This is a genomic window from Streptomyces flavochromogenes, from assembly GCF_000717595.1.
GTDB classification, from domain to species: domain Bacteria; phylum Actinomycetota; class Actinomycetes; order Streptomycetales; family Streptomycetaceae; genus Streptomyces; species Streptomyces flavochromogenes.
The window spans coordinates 80,081-100,448 of record NZ_JNZO01000015.1; the positions used below are offsets into that span (position 1 = coordinate 80,081).

At 72.4% G+C, this 20,368-nt stretch carries 16 protein-coding genes; 8 read left to right on the forward strand and 8 right to left on the reverse strand.

All coding sequences use genetic code 11. The features are described from left to right. Positions 1 to 405: 405 nt before the first annotated feature. Positions 406 to 732, reverse strand: coding sequence for a hypothetical protein (locus IF00_RS0120155; protein ID WP_030319930.1), 327 nt, complete (start codon positions 730 to 732; stop codon positions 406 to 408). Here IF00_RS0120155 and IF00_RS0120160 point away from each other — a divergent pair. The 6 genes from IF00_RS0120160 (at position 725) to IF00_RS0120185 (ending at position 5,707) form a co-directional block, all read left to right on the forward strand. Continuing rightward, entirely contained in the window at positions 725 to 946 is a 222-nt protein-coding gene (locus IF00_RS0120160; RefSeq protein ID WP_030319935.1) for a hypothetical protein, read from the forward strand. The two genes, IF00_RS0120155 and IF00_RS0120160, sit on opposite strands and share 8 nt — an antisense overlap. A 258-nt stretch (positions 947 to 1,204) precedes the next feature. After that, positions 1,205 to 2,002 carry a thioredoxin family protein gene (locus IF00_RS0120165; protein WP_030319937.1) on the forward strand — a complete coding sequence of 266 codons (798 nt, stop codon included), beginning with the start codon at positions 1,205 to 1,207 and terminating at the stop codon, positions 2,000 to 2,002. Beyond that, positions 2,002 to 2,589, forward strand: coding sequence for a TlpA family protein disulfide reductase (locus IF00_RS0120170; protein WP_037638705.1), 588 nt, complete (start codon positions 2,002 to 2,004; stop codon positions 2,587 to 2,589). The genes IF00_RS0120165 and IF00_RS0120170 overlap by 1 nt, the downstream gene beginning before the upstream one ends. Continuing rightward, entirely contained in the window at positions 2,586 to 3,368 is a 783-nt protein-coding gene (locus tag IF00_RS0120175; RefSeq protein WP_030319939.1) for a cytochrome c biogenesis CcdA family protein, read from the forward strand. The genes IF00_RS0120170 and IF00_RS0120175 overlap by 4 nt, the downstream gene beginning before the upstream one ends. Positions 3,369 to 3,533: 165 nt before the next feature. Then, complete coding sequence (locus IF00_RS0120180) at positions 3,534 to 4,100, forward strand: protein-disulfide reductase DsbD family protein (RefSeq protein WP_030319940.1); 567 nt, start codon at positions 3,534 to 3,536, stop codon at positions 4,098 to 4,100. 200 nt (positions 4,101 to 4,300) lie between these two features. After that, entirely contained in the window at positions 4,301 to 5,707 is a 1,407-nt protein-coding gene (locus IF00_RS0120185) for a HAMP domain-containing sensor histidine kinase (protein WP_030319942.1), read from the forward strand. Between the two features lie 184 nt (positions 5,708 to 5,891). Here the strand turns inward: IF00_RS0120185 and IF00_RS0120190 are convergent, their stop codons facing one another. Both IF00_RS0120190 and IF00_RS0120195 read right to left on the reverse strand, forming a co-directional pair. After that, complete coding sequence (locus IF00_RS0120190) at positions 5,892 to 7,226, reverse strand: geranylgeranyl reductase family protein (protein ID WP_425338337.1); 1,335 nt, start codon at positions 7,224 to 7,226, stop codon at positions 5,892 to 5,894. Between the two features lie 208 nt (positions 7,227 to 7,434). After that, positions 7,435 to 7,635, reverse strand: a complete 201-nt coding sequence (locus IF00_RS0120195; protein WP_030319946.1) for a DUF5988 family protein — start codon at positions 7,633 to 7,635, stop codon at positions 7,435 to 7,437. 296 nt (positions 7,636 to 7,931) lie between these two features. Between IF00_RS0120195 and IF00_RS0120200 the strand changes: the two genes are divergently transcribed. Next, positions 7,932 to 10,604, forward strand: coding sequence for a SpoIIE family protein phosphatase (locus IF00_RS0120200; protein WP_030319947.1), 2,673 nt, complete (start codon positions 7,932 to 7,934; stop codon positions 10,602 to 10,604). Positions 10,605 to 10,664: 60 nt separating this feature from the next. Here IF00_RS0120200 and IF00_RS0120205 read toward each other — a convergent pair whose 3' ends face one another. Further along, positions 10,665 to 11,912 (reverse strand): glycosyltransferase, encoded by a 1,248-nt coding sequence (locus tag IF00_RS0120205; RefSeq protein WP_030319948.1) that lies wholly within the window; start codon positions 11,910 to 11,912, stop codon positions 10,665 to 10,667. A gap of 117 nt (positions 11,913 to 12,029) precedes the next feature. On the opposite strand from IF00_RS0120205, the gene IF00_RS0120210 reads away from it, so the two are divergent. Then, on the forward strand, positions 12,030 to 13,127 hold the full coding sequence (locus IF00_RS0120210; protein ID WP_030319950.1) for a baeRF2 domain-containing protein: 1,098 nt from the start codon (positions 12,030 to 12,032) through the stop codon (positions 13,125 to 13,127). A gap of 252 nt (positions 13,128 to 13,379) precedes the next feature. Here the strand turns inward: IF00_RS0120210 and IF00_RS0120215 are convergent, their stop codons facing one another. From IF00_RS0120215 to IF00_RS0120230, 4 genes are all read right to left on the reverse strand, one after another. After that, entirely contained in the window at positions 13,380 to 14,222 is an 843-nt protein-coding gene (locus IF00_RS0120215) for a hypothetical protein (RefSeq protein ID WP_030319951.1), read from the reverse strand. Between the two features lie 110 nt (positions 14,223 to 14,332). Continuing rightward, positions 14,333 to 15,184, reverse strand: coding sequence for a universal stress protein (locus tag IF00_RS0120220; RefSeq protein ID WP_030319953.1), 852 nt, complete (start codon positions 15,182 to 15,184; stop codon positions 14,333 to 14,335). A 205-nt stretch (positions 15,185 to 15,389) separates the two neighbouring features. Next, positions 15,390 to 16,382: a TrmB family transcriptional regulator gene (locus IF00_RS0120225; protein ID WP_030319955.1), complete on the reverse strand. Its 993-nt coding sequence runs from the start codon at positions 16,380 to 16,382 to the stop codon at positions 15,390 to 15,392. A 137-nt stretch (positions 16,383 to 16,519) separates the two neighbouring features. Continuing rightward, positions 16,520 to 20,254: a S8 family serine peptidase gene (locus IF00_RS0120230; protein WP_078944782.1), complete on the reverse strand. Its 3,735-nt coding sequence runs from the start codon at positions 20,252 to 20,254 to the stop codon at positions 16,520 to 16,522. Positions 20,255 to 20,368: the final 114 nt, after the last annotated feature.

Genomic DNA, 20,368 nt, shown 5'->3' on the forward strand with positions numbered 1-20,368 from the left:
TCCCTGTCGGCTCGGCCGGGTTCGTGCGGCGCAGAGGGACCGCCGGTTGCCGTGACGGGAGCGTAGGCGTGCCGGAGCTGCGAAGACGCCGTCTGAGGGATGCGCTCAGGAGGCCCTAAGCATCAGCTCAGGTTCGGGCCCGGCCCGCGGGTCGGACCGTGGGGCGGTCTGCGGGTCGGACCGCGGGGCGAACTGCGGGGCGGACCTCAAGGCGGTCTGCGGGCGGACCACGGTCGCCCCGACCGCGTCCGCCGCCTTTCCGTATGCCGCCGGGCGGAGGCGGGTCCGCGAGCCCGGCCGATCGCGGCAGGCCCGTACGGGGCGCGTGCGCCTCTCCGTGAACGAGGGCGAGGTGGGTGGTGCGGTGGACGTCGGCCACACTGATGCGGTGCCACGCCTCCTGCGCTATCTCCTCATATGGCTGTCGTGCACCGCGGCCAGCGTCACCGCGGTGATGCTCACGGTGTACTTCGTCATCGGCCTGACCCGACCGACCCCGCCCGCCGCGCGGTCGGTCCAGGCGGTGTACCCCTCTCCGTCCGTCCTCGTCGGTGTGCCGGCCTCGTCCGTCGCGACCACGCCGAAGGCGCCCGCCACCACGCCAGCGCCCCCCTCGTCACCGCCACCGACCACCCGTACGCCCTCGCCGTCGCCCTCGGCCACGCGGGCGCCCGTCACGTCCGCGCCCCGGCCGTCGGCTTCGAAGTGCAGCGGCGGTCCCGGGTTGCACACGGTTCCCTCCGAAGGAGGCAAGGTCACCGTCCACTACGGCCGCGACAGCGTGTGCTTCGTCTCGGCCGTTCCCGATCCGGGGTTCCGCACGAGCACCGGTCAGAGCGATCCCGGCACGCTGGTGGTCGTCTTCACCAGCGACGACCACCGTTCGCAGGTCACGGCGACCGTGGTGCCGACGGCGCAGGCCAGCGTGCGCGAGACCCGGTTGTGAGTCCTCGGCAGGCGCCGCGGACGACCGGAGAACCCCTGGTGAAAAGCCTGCGGTCGCGAACCTGAGCAGTTCCTTAAGCGTGCCTGATGGGTGGCATCAGGACGGTCCAGGAAGCGAGTTCGGCACCTAGGCTCACGGTCGGTCAGGACGATCGCTCCGGCTCCGGCGGACAGGACGCCGGGCCGCGTCCTGCGCCCGCTCCGGCATCGGCCGCCTCCAGGCCCCGGAGAGCTCACCGACACAAGGGGTTGATCCGTCATGGCCGCACACCGGCGCAAACAACGCACCGCCGGCATACAGGGCCTCGTCCGCTTCTCGGCCGTCTCCCTCACGGTCGCCTCCGCCGCCGTCGCCACGGCCTGCGGCGTGGGCGGCTCGAAGAACGACGCGGCGCAGAACGTGTCCGTGGCGGCGGCCCCGGACGCGCCCGCCGAGCAGACCACCAGTGCCCCGGCGCCCATGCAGGCGGCGACGGCATCCGCCTCCCCCACCGCCGCCGCGACGTCGGTCCCGCCGACGTCCCGGCCGAGCCCTTCCACGTCCTCGCCCATCGCCAAGCGTCCCGTGGAGACGACCAGGGCCGCCCCTCGCCCCGCCAGGACGACCGCCGCTCCCGCACCGTCCAAGCCCGCCGTGAAGAAGAGCGCTCCCGTCTCCGGCTCCTCGGGCTTCACGAGCGGCTACCCGACCGGTGCCGACGCCCGCGGGGCCGTCGAGGCCGCGGTCGCCGCCGCCAAGGCCGACGGCAGGAAGGTGCTGATCGACTTCGGCGCCAACTGGTGCGGCAACTGCAGGGCCGCCGACCGGGTGTTCGCCACGAGCGGCGTGGGGGCGCTCCTGGACGCCTCGTACCACGTGGTCAAGGTCGACATCGGCAGCCAGGACTCCTCGGCCTTCGGCCTCCTGCGTGACTACTGCTCCGGCGAGGGCGCGTACAAGATGCCCGTGCTGGTCGTCCTCGACGGCAACGGCAAGGTGGTGACCGAGACGCACTCGACCGGCAACCCCGAGCTGACCGACACGGGCCTCGGCGCGTTCCTGCGGAAGTGGGCCTGATGACGGCCCGCGGCACTGCGGCGACGGTCGCCCTGCTCCTCCTCGCCCTCGCGGCCACCGGCTGCGACGCGGGCGCCGTGGCGGGGGCGGACGGCGGCGTGCCGGGAGCGGGCACCGCCGGGACCGCGGCGGTGCTGCCGGTCGCCGAACGCCCTTCCGCGCCCGACACCTCCGGCCGGGACCTCACGGGCCGGGACCTGGCCCTGCGCTCGTACCGCGGCAAGGTCGTCGTCCTGAACGTGTGGGGCTCCTGGTGCGCCCCCTGTCGCGACGAGGCCGCAGACCTGGAGGCACTGCGCGGTGCGGCGGCGCCGCGCGGCGTGGAGGTCCTGGGAGTCAACGTTCGCGACCGTTCCACCGGGCCGGCCAGGGAGTTCGAGAGGACGTACGGTCTGCGGTACCCGAGCATCCACGATCCCGACGGAAAGCTGCTGCTGGCCTTCCCTCCCGCGCTGCTCAACCCGCAGGCCATCCCTTCCACGCTGGTCATCGACCGGCAGGGCCGGATCGCCGTCGCCGTCTCCGGTCCGGTCACCCGCGCGCGGCTGGAGCCCCTCGTGGACCGGGTCGCCGGGGAGGACGCATGACCGGCCCCACGTGGGCGGCGCTCGCCGCCGGGCCGGCCGCCAGCGCGGTGTCGGGCACCCTGCTCCTCGCCGTGCCGGTGGCCGCGGCCGCGGGCCTGGTGTCCTTCCTCTCCCCGTGCGTCCTGCCGCTCGTGCCGGGCTACCTGAGCTACGTCACCAGCCTGTCGGTGTCCGACCTCGCCGAGGCGGACGGCGGACGGCGCGGGCGGATGGTCGCCGGAGCGGCGCTGTTCGTGCTGGGTTTCAGCGGTGTCCTGGTGTCCGGGGGCGCCCTGTTCGGCTTCGTCGGGCGCAACCTGCTCGCCTACCAGGACGGCATCACGCTGGTCCTCGGCCTGTTCACCGTCGTCATGGGCCTCGCGTTCGCGGGCTGGCTGCCCGGCTTCACCCAGCGCGAGCTGCGCAGCAGCCGCCGGCCCTCCTTCGGCCTGGCCGGCGCGCCCCTGCTGGGCGTCGTCTTCGGCGTGGGCTGGACCCCGTGCATCGGGCCGACCCTGGCCGCCGTGCAGGCCCTGGCCTGGAACGAGGCCAGCGCCGGGCGCGGGGCCCTCCTCATGGTCTGCTACTGCGTGGGGCTGGGCGCGCCCTTCCTCCTCACCGCACTCGCCTTCCGGCGGGCCCTGCGCGCCTTCCGATGGGTCAGGAACCACCACGGGACCGTCATGCGGGCCGGCGGCGCACTTCTGGTCCTCGTCGGCGTCCTGCTGATCACCGGCCTGTGGACCGACCTGGTGTACGCGTTGCAGGTAAGGCTGCAGGGCACGACCGCGGCCCTGTGAGCACCGGCACCCGAGTGCCATCGCCAGGCGTCCGGAAGGGCCCGACTCCCCCTGCCCACCGGGCGGCTCCCCTCCCCCGTACCCCAGAAGGCCAGTCGCGCCCCCGGCGTGCGGCCACCTCCCCGAAACACGAGAAAGACCCGGAAAGACGACATGAGACATCCCGTGACCTCCCCCCGCCTGCCCCGCGCCGCGCGCACGCGCCTCGCCCGGGCCGCGGCCGCACTGCTGGCCGCCGCCTCGCTGACCGGCTGCGGCCAGGAGTCCGCGCCGTCGCACGCCGCCGCCATGACGGAGTTCAACGAGAACGGCGTCACCGTCCGGCTGAGCGTGGCCGACTGGAAGTCCGACGCGGGGACCCTGGTCGCCACGTTCACACCCGACGACGCCGGCTTCCACCTCTACAGCACCGCGCTCCCCGCCGAGGGCATCGAGGGGGTGGGGCGGCCGACCGAGGTCCGTCCCGTCGGATCGGTCGCCACCGCCGGTGAGACGACGGTGGACAAGCCGGTCAAGAGCATCACGGTGCCGGGCGTGCGCGCCGCCGTACCGGTCTACCCCGACGGCCCCGTCACGGTGACGCTGCCGATCCGGGCGACCGCTCCGGGCGAGGCGAAGGTGCTGATCGGCTATGCGAGCTGCAGTTCGACCGAGGGGTGTACGATCCCGGTGGCCGACCGGGCGGTGTCCCTGCGCACCGGCGAGGACGGCCTGTCGTTCGGCGCCTCCTGACGGCCCGTCGTCCCGGATCACGGGGCCGGTGACGGCACCACTCCCGGAGGACGTCGTACCGGGAGACCCTCCGGCGGTCCGTCGCCCGGGCCCCTGACTCGAATCCCCGACCGTGGCGCTGGGCGCACGGCTACCCGTTGGAGCGCTGCACCCGTGAACCGAGCGCCCCGAAGACGCCGCGCCGAGCCCGGGGCCCCGCGGTGAGGCGCTCCCTGGCGGGGGTGGCCCTGGCCGTCACCTCCATGGTGGCGCTGTCGTTCCTGATCCCGCTGGGGCTGCTCGTGATGTCGCTCGCCCGCGAGCAGAGCATCACGGCGGCCGAGCAGAGCGCGGCGGCGATGGCGCCGATCCTGGCCCTCACCACGGACGCGGCCGAGCTGCGCGAGGCGGGGGCGGGGCTGCGCGCGGCCGAGCACATGGTCATCCATCTGCCGGACCACACCACGGTCGGCGGCGCGGGGCACGCTCCGCCGGATCTGCTGGGCCGGGCCCAGGAGGAACGCGAGTCCATCTCCCGGGACGTGCCCGGCGGCTGGATCTACCTGCAGCCGGTGATCCTGCCCCAGGACCGGGTCGCGCTGGTGGAGAACTTCGTGCCCGACGACGAGATGACCCGTGGTGTCGTCCTGTCGTGGAGCGTCATGGCCGGTCTGGCGGTCGTCCTTCTCGGCGGCTCCGTCCTGGTCGCCGACCGCCTCGGCTCCGCCGTCGTCACGGCGGCGAAGCGGCTGGCCGAGGCGTCACGCCGGCTCGGCACGGGCAACCTCGACACCCGCGTCCAGCCGAAGGGGCCGCCGGAACTGAAGGAGGCGGGCACGGCCTTCAACACCATGGCCGACCGCATGACGGACCTGCTCGCCGTCGAACGGGAACTGGTCGCGGACCTGTCCCACCGGCTCCGCACCCCCCTGACCGCCCTGCACCTGGCGGTCGAGCGGATCGCGCCGAGCGCCGACACCGGTCGCATCCAGACGGCCGTCGCCGAACTGGAGCGGGAGCTCAACGCGATCATCGCCGAGGCTCGCACACCGCTCGCCGTCGGCCCGATGGGCCGGGCGCTGCGGGGCGAGGAATCGCCCGACGGTCCGCGGGAGGGCGGGGACCGCTGCGAGGTCGCCGACGTCGTCCGTCGGCGCGCGGCCTTCTGGGCCGTGCTCGCGGGTCAGCAGGACCGTCCCTGCACACTGCAGATCACGGACGAGACCACCCCCGTCTGCCTCCCGGAAGCGGACGTCACGGCCGTCGTGGACGCGCTCGTGGGCAACGTCTTCCGGTACACCTCCCGGGGCACCGCCCTGGAGGTCTCCGTGTGCCGCACCGCCCACACCGTGGAACTGACCGTTCACGACGCCGGCCCCGGCATCGCCGACCCGGACGGTGCCCTCGCCCGCGGCGGGAGTACGGGCTCCACGGGCCTCGGGCTCGACATCGCCCGTCGCGCGGCCCTCGCCGCCCGGGGCGCCGTCCGCATCACGCGCGGCCCCCTGGGCGGTGCCCGCGTGGCGGTCACGTTCCAGCTGTCGACGGGCCCGGCGCCGGGGCGTCCGCGCTCGCGCCGCAGGGGGCGGAGAGCAGCCGGGACGGCGCCGGGTGCGGCGGGCGACTGACAGCCCGGGGAGTCCGGCGTCCGAGGTCGGGGGCCACCGCACCGGGTCGGTGCCGACTGGACCTCGACGCGCGGCACGAGCACTGCGGTGACCCGAGCCTCACCCGGCCGGCCGGGTCAGCCGGTACCGGCACGTGTGTCGTGACGCCGTCGGAGAAGAGTCCGGGTGCGTCGGCCCGAGCGGCCTACCTCCGTGGAGTGGGAACGAGGCGCAGCAGCCCGTGGAGGACAGCGTCGACGGTGTCCTGCGCGGGCTCGTCGGTCACATGGGTGAGGAGGCGTGCCAGGGTGCGCAGCACGGGGGGTGAGGCCATCACCCGGGGGTGCAGGACCGGCCGGAAGCCGTAACGGGAGAAGACCAGATCACCGGCGAGGTTGCCCAGCCGGTAGTAACGCGCCCAGCGTCGCTCGATCTCGGCCGGATACTGGTGCAGCGCGTGTTCGCGGCGCGGCCCGGCCGGCCGGGCCAGCGCCAGCGCGATGATGTCCGCCGCCACCTCGGCGGCCTCCATCGCCTGGGCTATGCCCTCGCCGCTCCACGGACTGACCATGCCGGCGCTGTCGCCCACCAGCAGCACGCCCCGCCGGTACTGCGGACGCCGGTTCAGTCCCATCGGCAGCGGCGCGCTGCGCAATGGGGAGTCGGCGTTCTCTTCACTCAGCCCCCAGCCCGAGGGCAGGCGGGGCAGCCAGTGTTCCAACGCCGCTCGCAGGTCCACCGGCCTGCGTCGCCTTTGCTGTGGCAGGACGCCGAGGCCCACGTTGACACGCCCGTCCCCCAGGGGGAACACCCATCCGTAGCCGGGCAGATCGCGTCCGGTACGAGGACAGCGCAGGTCCGCCCAGAGCTCCAGGTAGGGATCGTGCGTGCGGGCCTCACTGCGGTAGTACCGTCGGGCAGCGGCCGCGACGGGTCTCCTGCCGTCTCGTTCGAACCCCAGACCGAGAGTCGTGCGTGCCGAGGCTCCGTCGGCAGCGATCACCAACGGCGCCCGGTAGTTGACGGGCTCCTGCTCTGGTCCGCGGGAGGCGGACACGCCGATGACGTGTCCTGCCCGGTCGGTCAAGGGGCCCGTCACCTTGACCTGGGTACGGAGGCGTGCGCCGGTTGCGCGGGCGTGCGTGGCGAGCAGGTCGTCGAAGTCGTGCCGACTGCGGGTGAGCCCGAAATCGGGAAGGGCGCCCAGGCGCGGCCAGTCCAGCTCGGCCTGGTGGCCGCCGCAGACCCAGCGCATGCCCTTGTTGCGCATCCAGCCCGGTGCGTCGATGTCGATGCCCATCCGCACCAACTGGTACACGCTGCGCGGTGTCAGGCCGTCGCCGCACACCTTCTCCCGGGGAATACCGCTCTTCTCCAGGAGCAGCACGTCCACGCCCGCTCTCGCGAGGTGCACCGCGGCGGCAGAACCTGCCGGCCCCGCGCCCACGACGATGACCTGTGCCTCCTCGTCACCGGCGCCCTCACAACCCGAGCTACCGGCGTCGGGGCCGCCGCCGGCCCCGTCACTATTGGCGATCACTCCACCACTATGCCCACGGCGGGAGTCGGTGGAACGTGCGGCACGGGCCGAAGCGGCCCCCGTTCGCACCAGGTCTCCCGAGGCGCCCCTGAGGGGCAGTGCCGGGCCGCCGCGGCCGCACGCACCTCGCGCTCCCGGCCCGCGCCGCCCGGCTGCCGGGAGCGCCGGATCCACGCGGTCCCGGAGATCGAGGACCTGGGAGCCCGCCCTACTCGGCGATCTCCGTACGCTCCCACCATTCGTACACGCGCAGGGTCCCCTCTGCGGTGTCCTGCCGGCGTTCGGTCTCCGTGAAGTGCTCGTATCCGCCGAGGTGCGGGATCTTCACGTCCTCACCGGGCGTCTCGACCGCGACGATCCGCTCGGGGAGGTCGTGCGGCCCGCCTTCCAGCAATACCTTGTGCGCCATGGCACCAGTCTCACCACCCTCGGTGCGCATCGCACCCGGGAGGCGTCCGCCGGGCCTACACGCCCGTACTTCGGGCCGGGGCAGCCGGTGGGGTGCGCTCGGCCGGTGATTACGGGCACCACGTCGGGGGCCGGGCGATCGTACGGGGCCGAGAGCTCGCTGATCATCTGCTCCGTGAAGGCGTTGCGCCTGGCGGGGCGGTCCGGTCCGAGCAGCAGCACGTGTCCGTGGGTCGGTCCGTTTCCTGCCCGGGCCACCCGCTCGCCCACTTTTCGGGCCGGTGCTACACATGGACTATGGCCGGATTCCTCGGCCGCCTGCGCTCCGCGTTGAGCGTCCGCACCGTCGCCCGCCAGGTCTTCTCCCTGCAGGCGGCGATCGTGGTGCTCCTCGTCGTGGCCGCCGTGGTTGCCCTCGTACTGCAGTCCCGGGCCGACAGCGAGCGGGAAGCGCGCAACCGGTCCCTCGCCGTGGCCGAGACCTTCGCCAGCGCGCCGGGCATCGAGGAGGCCCTGGCCGCTCCCGACCCGGCCGCGGTGCTCCAGCCGCGCGCCGAACGAGCGCGGAAGGCGTCCGCCGTGGACTTCGTCGTGGTGATGACCACGGACGGGATCCGCCTCACCCACCCCGATCCGGCCCAGATCGGAGGGCCTTACATCGGCACGATCGGCCCTGCGGCAGCAGGCGGGATCGTCAGGGAGACCGTGACCGGCACCCTCGGTCCGTCCACCCGCGCCGTGGTCCCCGTGACCGACGCCGAGGGCAAGGTGATCGCCCTGGTGTCCGCCGGGGTCACGCTCGAAGCCGTGAGCGGGGTCGTCGAACACCAGCTGCCGCTGCTCCTCGGTGCCGCGGCGGCCGCGCTGGCGGTCGCCACCTTCGGTACGGCTCTGGTCGGCAGGCGGCTGCGCCGCCAGACTCACGGCCTGGAACCCGCCGAGATGACCCGCATGTACGAGCATCACGACGCGGTGCTGCACGCCGTGCGCGAGGGCGTTCTGATCCTCGACGGCGACGGTCGGCTTGCGCTGGCCAACGACGAGGCACGCAGGCTGCTCGGTCTCAGCCCGGAGGCGGAGGGTCAGCTTGCCCGGGAGCTGGGCCTCGCCCCGGACATCGCCCGGCTGTTGGCTTCCGGACGCCCGGCCACCGACGAGGTGCACCTGGCCGGGGACCGGCTGCTGGCCGTCAACCAACGGCCGACCGACTCTGGAGGCGGCCCGTCCGGCTGTGTCACGACGCTGCGCGACACCACGGAGCTGCAGACCGTCACCGGCCGGGCCGATGTGGCGCAGGAACGCCTGAAGCTCCTGTTCGCCGCCGGCTTGGAGATCGGTACGAGCCTCGACGTCGAGCGGACCTCCCAGGAGCTGGCGGACTTCGCCGTCCCCCGGTTCGCCGATTTCGTCACCGTCGACCTGGCCGACCCGGTCCTGCGGGGCGAGGAGCCGTCGCAGCGCGGCGCGGCGATGCGTCGTGTCGCGTTCCGGGGTATCCGGGACGACACACCGCTCTACCCACCCGGAAAGCTGATCCATTTCGTCCCGTCCACCCCGCAGAGCCTCGGCTACGGCTCGGGCGAGACGGTCCTGGAGGCGGACATGACCGCCTTCTCCGGCTGGCAGGCCCAAGACCCCGAACGGGCCCGGGGTCTTGTCGACGCCGGCATCCATTCGATGATCGCGGCTCCGCTGCGCGCCCGCGGCGTCATCCTGGGTGTCGTGACGTTCTGGCGGTCGCGCAAGCCCGAGCCGTTCGAGCACGACGACGTGACACTCGCGGAGGAACTGGCCGCCCGCGCGGCGGTCGTCATCGACAACGCCCGGCGCTTCACGCGCGAGCACACCATGGCGGTCGCCCTGCAGCGCAGTCTGCTCCCCCGCGCCCTGCCGGAGCAGAACGCGCTCGACGTGGCCCACCGTTACCTGCCCGCGCAAGCGGGCAGCGGCGGTGTCGGCGGGGACTGGTTCGACGTCATCCCGCTGCCCGGCGCCCGCGTCGCGCTCGTCGTGGGGGACGTGGTCGGCCACGGGCTGCACGCCGCCGCCACCATGGGCCGGTTGCGCACCGCGGTCCACAACTTCTCCTCCCTTGACATGGCTCCCGACGAACTCCTCTGGCACCTCGACGAACTGGTCACCCGGATCGACCAGGACGAGAGCGGCGACGTCGCGCCGGTCACGGGCGCCACCTGCCTGTACGCGCTCTACGACCCGGGCTCACAGATGTGCACGATGGCCCGCGCCGGCCACCTGGAGCCCGTCGTCGTGCGTCCCGACGGCAGCGCGTCGTTCGCCGCCGTACCGGGCGGCCCACCCCTCGGGCTCTCCGGTCTTCCCTTCGAGACCGCCGAGATACGACTCCCCGAGGGCAGCAGCCTCGTCCTCTACACCGACGGTCTCGTGGAGGACCGCACCCGCGACATCGACGAAGGGCTGGAACTGCTGCGGCGTACTCTGGCTCACCCCGGCCGCACGCCCGAGCAGACCTGTGGCGCGGTTCTGGACGCGTTGCTGCCCGAGGAGTCCTCGGACGACATCGCGGTGGTGGTCGCCCGCACGCGTGCGCTCGCCGACGCCCGTACAGCCGTCTGGGACGTCGCGTCCGATCCGTCGGCCGTCGGCCAGGTTCGAGCCGCCGTCACCCGTACGCTGGCCGAATGGGGTCTGGAGGAGGCGTCCTTCACCACCGAGCTGATCCTGAGCGAGCTCGTCACCAACGCCATCCGCTACGCCGCCGAGCCCGTCCGGGTACGTCTGATCCGCGACCGCGTTCTGATCTGTGAGGTCTCGGACGGCAGCAGCACCGCTCCACACCTGCGGCGCGCGGCCACCACCGACGAGGGCGGACGGGGCCTGTTCCTGGTGGCCCAGTTCGCCGACCGCTGGGGCACCCGCTACACCGCGGACGGCAAGGTCATCTGGACCGAACAACCGCTTCTCACCGGCACGTCGGACAACGACGGGTGATGATCCCTGGCTGCCCGGGGGGTCGCCCGCCCCCGTCGGCACGCCGACATCAGCCCATCGTCAGGTCCGGTCGAGTCGGTCCAGAGCGGAGAGGATCGGTGTGACCCCGTCCTCGCTCCGGATCCGTTCGGAGAGTGTCCGGGCACGGCGGGCGTAGAGCGGCTCGCCGGTCACCTCCTCCAGAGCTGCGGCCAAGGCCGCTGACGTGAGCCTGCGGAGGGGGACCGGTCGAGGAGCCACCCCGACGGCGGCCAGGCGCGAGGCCCAGAACGCCGCGTCGAACTGAACCGGTACCGGCACGGCGGGGACTCCCGCGCGCAGGGCCGCGGCAGTGGTGCCGGCGCCCGCGTGGTGGACGATCGCCGCCATCCTCGGAAAGAGCAGGGAGTGGGGAACCTCGTCGATGGTGATGACGTCGTCGCCGTCGGCGTGCAGTCCGGCCCAGCCGCGCTGGATCACCCCACGAAGGCCGGCTGCGCGCAGGGCGCGCACCACGGCGCGGCTGAGACGCTCGGGTTCGGGCACGGTGGCGCTGCCGAGGCCGACGAAGACCGGCGGCGGGCCGGCGTCCAGGAAGTCCCGCAGGCGGGTCGGCAGCTCGGCCCGCGGCGGGTCGTGCGACCACCAGTAGCCCGTGATCTCCAGTCCGGGACGCCAGTCGCGCGGCCGGGACACGAGCTGCGGGCTGAAGCCGTGGAAGACCGGCCACCCCCGTTCTCGTGTCCTGCGGGCGGCGTGCGAGCCGGCAGGGGGCATGCCGAGCCGGCTCCGGAGAGCACGAGTGGCGTCGACGAAGATGCGGTCGACCGCGGCGTTGACCGCACGCCCTGCCAACCGGTTCCCCGTCGCTCCCCACGAACGCGTTCCGGTCACCGGCGGCGGGAATTCCCTCGTCGGGGCGAGAGGCTGCAGGAACACGCCCATGGAGGGCAGCCCCAGGCCTTGGGCCATGGTGTGCCCCAACGGGCCCAACGAGCCGGACACCAGCACGACATCACTGGCCTGCGCAGCCTGCAGCAGATCATCGGACATCCGGCCGACCGCCGCCCTCGCCAAGCCGACGAGACGCGCCAGTTTCCCCGCGTCGGTGACGCTGCGCTGCATGACCTGGCCCCGTGCGGAGGCCAACTCCGCGCGCGGATCGACGGGTACCGCGTGGAATCCCAGCCCGGCAGACGCCGCCAGTGGTGCGAAGCACGCGTGGCTGACCAGCGTCACCTCGTGCCCCGCCCGCATCAGCCCGTGCCCGAGACCGGTGTACGGCGCGACGTCCCCACGCGACCCGGCTGTCATCACCGCTACCCTCATGGCCGCAGTATCCCGCCCGTCGGCGGTCGACGGCGTCTGGCGCACCGGATGCCGTGAGTGCCGCCGACGACCGGTCTCGGGCATCATCGAAGGTGGGGACCGTCGACGGGAGTGGCGATGAGATTGTCGTTCCTTGAGCCCCTCTACGCGGAGCCGGGCCCGTACGCCTCCGTGTATCTGGACACCTCCCGGGACGTCGAGCATCCCGAGCGGGCGATCGCGCTGCGCTGGGAGCGGCTGCGGGAGAGCTTGTCCCGTCAGGGCGCGGACCGGGCTCTGACGAACGTACTGGAGGAGGTCGTCGGCACCGACGCCGAGGTTCCGGGGGTGCACGGGCAGGCCGTCTTCGCCGCCCACGGCACGATCGTCCTGGACGGGGAGCTCCCGAAGCCGCCCGAGCGCGACTCCGCGCGGTACGGCACCCTGCCCGACGCCATGCCCCTGGTCACCCAGCACGTCCCGGAGATCCCGTACATGGCCGTGGTCGTCCACTACGGCGGTCTTCCGACCGCCGAGGCCAACGGCTGGGTGGAGCTGGAGGCGGAGACCGGCACGTGGCCCACGTCCACGGTGGCCCCGGGTGAGCGGCTGCGTCACAGGGTCGCGGTGGCGACCTGGCACCGTACCTGCGTCCGGCTCGGCCACCGGCTGGACGAACGGGCGCGGCGCGCCCATGCCGACGCCGTCGTCGTGGGCGGGGACGAGTGGGCGTGCAACGTACTGCTCCGCCGCCTGCCGCACACCGTGCGGGACAAGACCGTACGCGTGGGCGGCCCGACCCCCACCCACACCGGACGCGCCCTGCTGGAGCCACAGCTCGACGGCGTCTTCCGCGGCCGCATGGCCGCGCACGACCGGGAGCTCGTGGACATCTTCATCGGTCGGCGCGCCCTGGACGGGCCCGTGGCGGAGGGTCTGGCCGCCACCGTCACCGCCCTCCAGCGGGGCCAGGTGGCAGCACTGCTGCTGAACCGGCCGCCCGGGGCCTCACCGCGGCTCTGGGTGGGCTCCCAGCCCGCCCGGCTCGCCCTGACCGACGCGGAGCTGACGTCCTTCGGTGTGCGGGCCCCACGGGAGGAACGCGCCGACGAGGCCCTCGTCCGGGCCCTCGTCGGCACCCGTGCCGAGCTGGTCGTCGTACCGGAGAGCGAGCTGAGACTGTACGAGGGCATGGGCGCCGTGCTGCGGTACGCCGACCCCGGCGTCCCGTCCTGACGCCGACGCGGGACACCGCCCGACACCGCCACCACCCCCGCTCCGCCTCCGGCGTCGCCGAGCCGGACCCTCACCCTTCACGATGTCGCCGCCTACTGGGAGCACCGGGCGCAGCTCGACCGGTGGACGGCGCCCGCTTCGCGACCCCTGCCTGACCCGGCGCGGGCGGGGGACGACGGGAGGCGACCGGCCGGGCACGACGTGCCTGGGGGACGTGCGGTGCGGGGTGCGGCGACGGCGGTGCGCCGAGCTCTACGGACGTTCGAAGGCCTGCAGTACCCCACCGACGGCGAAGCACAACGCACCGCACAACGTCCCCCAGTTGGCGATGTCGGCGTTGACCAGGCTCTGGGTGCTGGGCCGGGTGAAGGCGGCCAAGGCGGCGACCATGAAGAGGACCGACCCGAACTGGTTCACCGCGACCACCCACCAGCCGAGGCTGCGCGAGCGGAGGCAGGGCCGGGAGCGATGGCAGATCTCGGCGAACCCGAGATGACCCGAGATCAGGAACAGCACGCAGCCGATCACGTCGGGGGTCCAGATCAGCCGATTGATCTGCTGGACGCTGAGCCCCTGCAGGAAGGAGTCCAGCAGGTTGACTCCGAACACGAGCGTCCCGGCGAACAGCACGAACGTGCTGAGCCAGTCCAGACGCATCGGCTCGTACCCCCACCACCGCCGGCGGACCGCTGCCAGTGGGCCGCCCCCTGGGGAGTGGCGAGGCGCGTTCAGGACCTGCAAGAGCGAGGTGTAGCCCCCGATGGAGAAGAACACCCCGCCCGCGAGGTAGATCGAGGCGCTTTCGACCGGGTCGCCCGAGCCGAACTGGGCGACCCCGGCGCCGAGAGCGAAGAGCGTTCCGCCGAGGAAGAAGGCACCCGATGCGACGGAGTTGAGCCTCCTGAGGCGATCGAGGGCATCGGTGTCGGCGGTCGGGGACATGGCGACCGTGCCCCCGGGGTCGCGGACGGACAGCGCCCCGCGTTTGCGCGCGGGCCGCGACTCCCATACGACCGTCCCCCCTTCCGGGCGGTGCCAGGTGAGACGGGTGGTGAACGGTCCTGCGCCTTCGGCGCGGTGCTCGGGCGGTTCCACGACACGAGCCTAGTTCCAGCTCCTCCGCCCGCCGGACAGTGAAACGTGGAGGTTGGACTGTCTCCCCCGAGTGACCGCCGTCCCCGTCGAACGACCGGTGTCCCCGTCCGTCAGGTGTGCGGCACGACGGCCACAGGACAGGAGGCGTGATGGATGACGGCGTGGGTGATCGATCCGATATGAGCGCCCCTGGCCGCCCTGCGCCGACCGACGACCACCAGGCGCGCATCCGACGCGGCCTCGATGAGATGCTCGGCCGCCCGTCCCGGAGCGGACACCTCGACCACCTCCGTCCCCGCGAACCGGTCCCGGAAGGGCCGAACCGCGTCGGCGAGCGCTACCGCCCTCTCCTCCTTCGCGGCTGCGCTGGGGTGGTGAACGAAGGATTCATGCCAGGTGTGCACGATCTCCAGCGGGACGCGGTGCCGCCCTGCGAAGTCGAACGCGAAGTGCAGCAGCTCGTCCTTGACTTCGTTCACATCCAGACCGAGGACCACCTTCCTGCGGCCGTTCCTCCCGGACGCACCGGAGCTGTCCTTCTCGTATCCGGGGCGAACGAGAACCACGGGGCGCGCCGCTTCCGCGACGACCTCCTGCCCCACCGAACCGACGATGAACCCACGGACGCTCCCCAGCCCATGAGAGCCCACGACGAGCAGATCCGCCTCGGCAGCGGCGGCGAGCAGCACGCTGACGGGAGCGTCTTCGACCTCGTCAGCGGTCATGGCAAGGCCCGGCTGCCGGGACCCGACCTGCCGCTCGGTCTCGGCCAGCACGCCTTCCGCCGCGCCGGCACGGTCCTCGTGCGACACCTTCATCGCACCCAACTGATGCTCCGCCCACCGTGTGGCGTACACCAGTCGCAGGCCGTCGCCGCGCAGCGCCGCCTCGTCGGCGGCCCAGTCCACCGCCGCCACGCTTCCTTCAGAGCCGTCCACTCCCACAGTGACAGGTCGGGACACGCTGCTCTCTCCTCGCCTCGGGCCAACGTCGACAGGCCCTCACAGGGGCGCCGATGGGCATCCGTGTGCGAGGGAACCTGGTCAGGAAGCTACCGAGTCGCTGCAGCGATGGTGTGCACGGCGTTCGGCGACGCTGCCGAAGTACTCCGTCCGGCGGAGGACAGGGGCACGCCTGCCCTTTGGCAGTACGGGCGGGACCGCTCGTTCAAGAGACCTCTGCCCAGCCGTTTCGCACGGCGTGGGCTCCGAGCTGCATCCGGGTCCTGACTCCGGCCAGGTCCATGAGGTGACGCAGGCGCCGGTGCAGCGTGCGCGGTGACAGACCGAGTTGTGCCGCTGCGGTGAGGTCCGTCAGGCCTGCCAGGAGCAGGGCGAGAATCCTTCGGTCGAGGTCGGTGGGACCCTCCGTAGCGACCTCGACGGTGGGATCGGTCTCTCCGCCGGTGCCCGACAGTTCGAGGGGACGGGCTGTGCGCCACACCGTCTCGAAGAGCGCGTCCAGGGCGTCCAGGAGGCCACTGCGGTGCAGCAGCACGGCGCCGGGTTCTCCGGCTGCCGTGACCGCGAGCGGGACGAGGCCGAGGTCGGCGTCGGCCAGGACGAGTTTCATCGGCAGTTCGTCGGCGACCCGCAGGTGCACGCCCTTCCCCAGGGAATCGATCGCGTCGTCGACGATGCCGGGTTCCGCCAGCACGGCCCGGTCTAGCACGGCGCGGAAGTGCACCCCCCGGCCGATGGCCAGGGGTTCGGCCGTGTTCTCGTCGGGGGGCAGGGCGACGAACGGCGCGGTGATGAAGGAGCGGACCTGTGTGCGGGCCGCCTGCTGTACCTGGAGGAAACGATGCCGGATGGCGTCGACGCCCGTGACGACCTCGATCAGGTCGCTGATGCTGCTCCCGGTCATCGCCGCCCGGTGTTCCTCGGCGAAGGTCACCAAGGCGTGCTCGGCCATGCGCAGACCGTCCCTGCGCTGGCTGATGAGGGCGCCGAGGGCCATGGCCGGCGGCGCGGCGGTGAACCGCTCGTCCGCCGACCTGGTCGCCAGTCCCCACTCGACGAGGCGGGACAACGCCTTGTCGACGTGGGCCTGCGACAGGACGGCAAGGCCGGAGAGAAGGATCGCGGTGGAGTTCGGCCGTCCGAGCAGCGCCCGGTAGACGCGCTCGTCATCGGGTTCGAGGCCAAGAACATCCAGCATCGGCGATCGACTCTCTTCCGCTTGCCGCAGCGGGGAGAGTATGCGCCATGGCGGCAGACCTTGAATAGTCCCTGCTGGGAGCAGGTCTGAGGGGAAGGGCCCCGGGAAGTCGCCTCCCCGGGGCCCCACTGTTCTGTTCATCGCAGGCCGTACGCCCGGATGATCTCGTTCTTGACGCCGAAGCCGCTGTCCGTCCCGGCGCTCGCGCGGAGCGAGACGAAGCCGCCGGGCTTCCTGGCCGTCCTGAACGCACCCGTCCAGGTGCCGTCGGCCCGCTTGGTCAGGGTCACCCTCTGCCAGCCGGCGCCGTCGTCGTACGAGACGTCCAGCGTCACCTCGGTGACGTTGCCGGGCACCGTACCGAGGTTCATGGACACCGGCTTGAGCGTGATCTTCTGGGTCGTCCCGGCCTTGACGTCGCCGTGCAGGTCGGTCTCCAGACCGTAGTCCAGGTTCAACACCGAGAACGGCTCGAAGAAGTCCGAGTCGACGGTGCCGGACATGAAGTCCCACTCGGTGCGGGTGCGGGTCGACAGCCGGAAGAGGTCACCGGGCCGTTCCACGTCGAGCACGGCGCGATAGGGCCGGTTGCCGGCCGGTACCTCGACCCATTGCATGTCTCCGCTGACGGGGTTGTCGTGGATCAGGGTGTCGCCCTGGAAGATCTGCAGGTGGGACGGTGTCTCACCCCACGGCAGATAGCCGCCGAGACGCATGGTGTCGCTGGCGGAGGCCCAGGCCTGCACGTTCCAGGTCATGTAGTTCTGCCAGCGGGAGTTGTACACGCCGAAGGACTCGCTCTGAGCGGGCCGGGTCGCCGGGGCGAACCAGTCCAGGCGCGTGGTGCTGCCCTTGGCGTACGTGTTGTCCCCCGACACCATCGACCACGGCAGCGGTCCGTCGACGCCCTGCGTGTGGAACTCCCTCCAGACCTGGCCCGGGGTCACCCACTCCGTGCGGGTGCCCGGGTGCCACTCCAGCTCGGGCATGTTGAAGGACGGGCTGAGGGTGAAGTCGGACCGGTAGCCTTCCGCGAGTCGGCCGCCCGCCGCCGCGTAGTAGCGGGCGTCGATCCGGGCGAGGTCGCTCTTGCTCGGCTTGTAGGCCAGGGCTCGGTCCGGCACCTGGCCGGGGTAGTCCCTGGTCAGGTCGTAGACGAACGGCGTGTACTCGGTCTGCTTCACGGTCAGCTTGAGGACGCCTGTCCTGGCCATGGCGACAAGGCCCTTGCCCGCGTCGCGGTGCACGGTGGCGACGGGGATGGCCGACTCGCCGACGTACTCCATCAGGCCACCGACACCGTCGTTGACCACGATCAGGGCCTTGGCGCCGGCCGCGACCGCGGCCTCGGTGCGCTCCTGCGGCGCGACCTCGTCGCTCCGCTCGACGACGACGATCTTGCCCTTGGCCGTGACCTTCTCGTACGCGTCCGCCGCTCCGTCGCCCGCGTAGACGGCGTGCAGCGTGTCCGTGCCGGTGCCCAGTGCGCTGCCCGCCTGTACCCGCGCCTCGAACTGGAGCCGGCCGCCCGACGCGCTCAGACCGAGCTGCGGCTCGCCCTTGCGCCAGCGGGTGATCAGCATGAACTCGCCCTGCTTCATCGCCTCCGTCGGCGAGACGTAGACGTCGTCGTACGTCGGCGGCAGCACGTACGCGCTGCGGTAGTCCATGTACGGGTCGAGGCCCTTGTAGTGGACGTTGAAATCGACCTTTCGCTGGCGGTCCTCGGTGCGCTGCGGCGCCTCGGTCTGGAGCAGGCGTGCCTTGCTCGCGTCCAGCACGACGTCCGCGGGGCCGTCCTGGAGGACGGTCTCCGGGTCGACGAGCACGGCCAGACCGGAGCGGTCCGCCTTCTCCCCCGCCACGTCGACGTACCCGGAGACGGTGTACAGGCCGGGTGCCATGCGCATCGTGGTCGATCCGTCGACGTACACGTTCCACGGCCAGGGGTCGCCGGCGAGGTTGATGCCGACCCAGCCGCTGGCGGGCTTGCCGTCCTTTCCGACCAGCTTGATGTTCAGGTCGTAGCGCTCCTCCTCCTTGAGCAGTGCCACGGAGGTGCGGGTCACGGGCTGACCGGTGGCCGCATCGGTGGCGGTCACGTAGCCGGCGTGACGGCCCGCCGGGGCGGTCCGCGGGTCACCGGTGACGGGAACGGCGGCGGTGCCGCCCGCGGGGACGGTCACCTCGGCCGCTCCCAGCGTGAACGGCCCGTCGTCGTCGGTCAGCGCCAGGTTCAGGGTGACGTCGGCGGAACCGGCGTTGGTGAAGGTCAGGTCCTTCGTGACGGCGACATCGCTCGGCTCGTGCGGCCAGGTGTGGTTGCCGAAGAAGAGCGACCCGGTTGCCCGGACCGTGGTGCGCACGGCGGCGGCCACGTCGAGGCGGCCGGTGCCGACCTCGTACGGCGAGTACGCGCCGTCCAGGCTCTTCGCGGTGCTCGTCAGGTGTTCCTTGAGCTGCGCGCCGGTCCAGTCCGGGTGCTGCTGGGCAAGGATCGCCGCCGCGCCCGCGACGTGCGGGGTGGCCATCGACGTACCGCTGATGGTGCGGTAGAGGCCCTCACCGCCGTCGGTCATCGTCTGTGAACGGGCGGCGGTGATGTCCACGCCCGGCGCCGCGATGTCCGGCTTCATGCCGCCGGACCAGGCGAGCGGGCCGGTGCTGGAGAAGGAGGCGAGTCGGTCCTGCTTGTCCGTGGCGGCCACGGTCAGTGCCGCGGCGGCCGCGCCCGGGGCGGAGATGCTCTCCGGCCCGGAATTGCCGGCGGCTATGACGAACAGCGTGCCGTACTGCGCGGAGAGCGCGTCGACCGCCTGCGACATCGGGTCGCTGCCGTCGGTCGGATAGGAGTCGCCGAGGCTCATGTTGACGACGTCGGCCCCGGACTCCGCGGCCCACTGCATGCCGGCCATGACCCAGGAGTCCTGGCCGGATCCCTCGGCGCCGCCGAGCACCTTGCCGACGTACAGGTCGGCGCCGGGTGCGACGCCCTTGTTCTCGCCTCCGGAGGCGGCGCCCGAGCCTACGATCGTGCCGGCCACATGGGTGCCGTGCCCGTTGACGTCGGTGACGCCCTCTCCCGGAACGAAGCTCGCCGTGCCGTCGATCAGGCCGGCGAAGTCGGGGTGGCCGGCGTCGATGCCTGTGTCGAGCACGGCCACCTTGACGCCCTTGCCGGTGTATCCGGCCGCCCAGGCCTCAGGCGCGCCGATCAGCGGCACGCTCTCCTTCAGGCTGGCCTTCACGCGACCGTCGAGCCACAGCTTCGCCACACCCGCGCCCAGCGACGGGCTGCCCTGCTGCGCGACGGTGTTCCAGAAGGTGCGGGTCTGCCGCTTCTCGGTGCTGAGCGCGGCGCCTCGGATGCCCTTGAGCTCTCGGGTCAGCTTGCTGCCCCTGGGGGCAGTGGGTTCGACGGCCGCGCGGGACTTCGACTGCGTGTACGTCGCGATCAGCGGTACCGCGGCCGACTTCGCGTCGTCGTACCCCATCTCGATCAGGTCGGTGACGTTGAACAGCCGCCGGTCCAGCTTGTCCGCGCCCACGAGCGGCGCGGCCTCGTCCGGGAGGACGAACAGGTCGCCCTTGATCTGCTGGATCTTGACGCCGCCGACGGCACTGTCGGGCCGGTCGACCTCGGCGGTCTGCTTGCCGTCGGCCATCGTGGTGACCGTGACGACGTCGCCGGTGACCAGGGTGACCTTGTGGGTCGCCGAGGACTTGGCGGGGACGGTGGGCTTGACCGGAGCCGCCTGCGCGGGCACCTGCAGAGCTACGAGCCCCGAGGCCAGCAGGGGCACCACAGTGGCCGCCACGGTCAGCTGCCAGCGTCCACGCCGGAAGGCGGAGGGATGGGAAGGGGAGTTCATGGCATGGGTCTATCGACCGGCGAACACGGTCGTGAAGGTCTCACGACGGCAAGTCCTCGCCATGGCAAAGGCTTGTCAGCCGTGAACCGCGCCATTCCGGGCGGAAAGACGCGG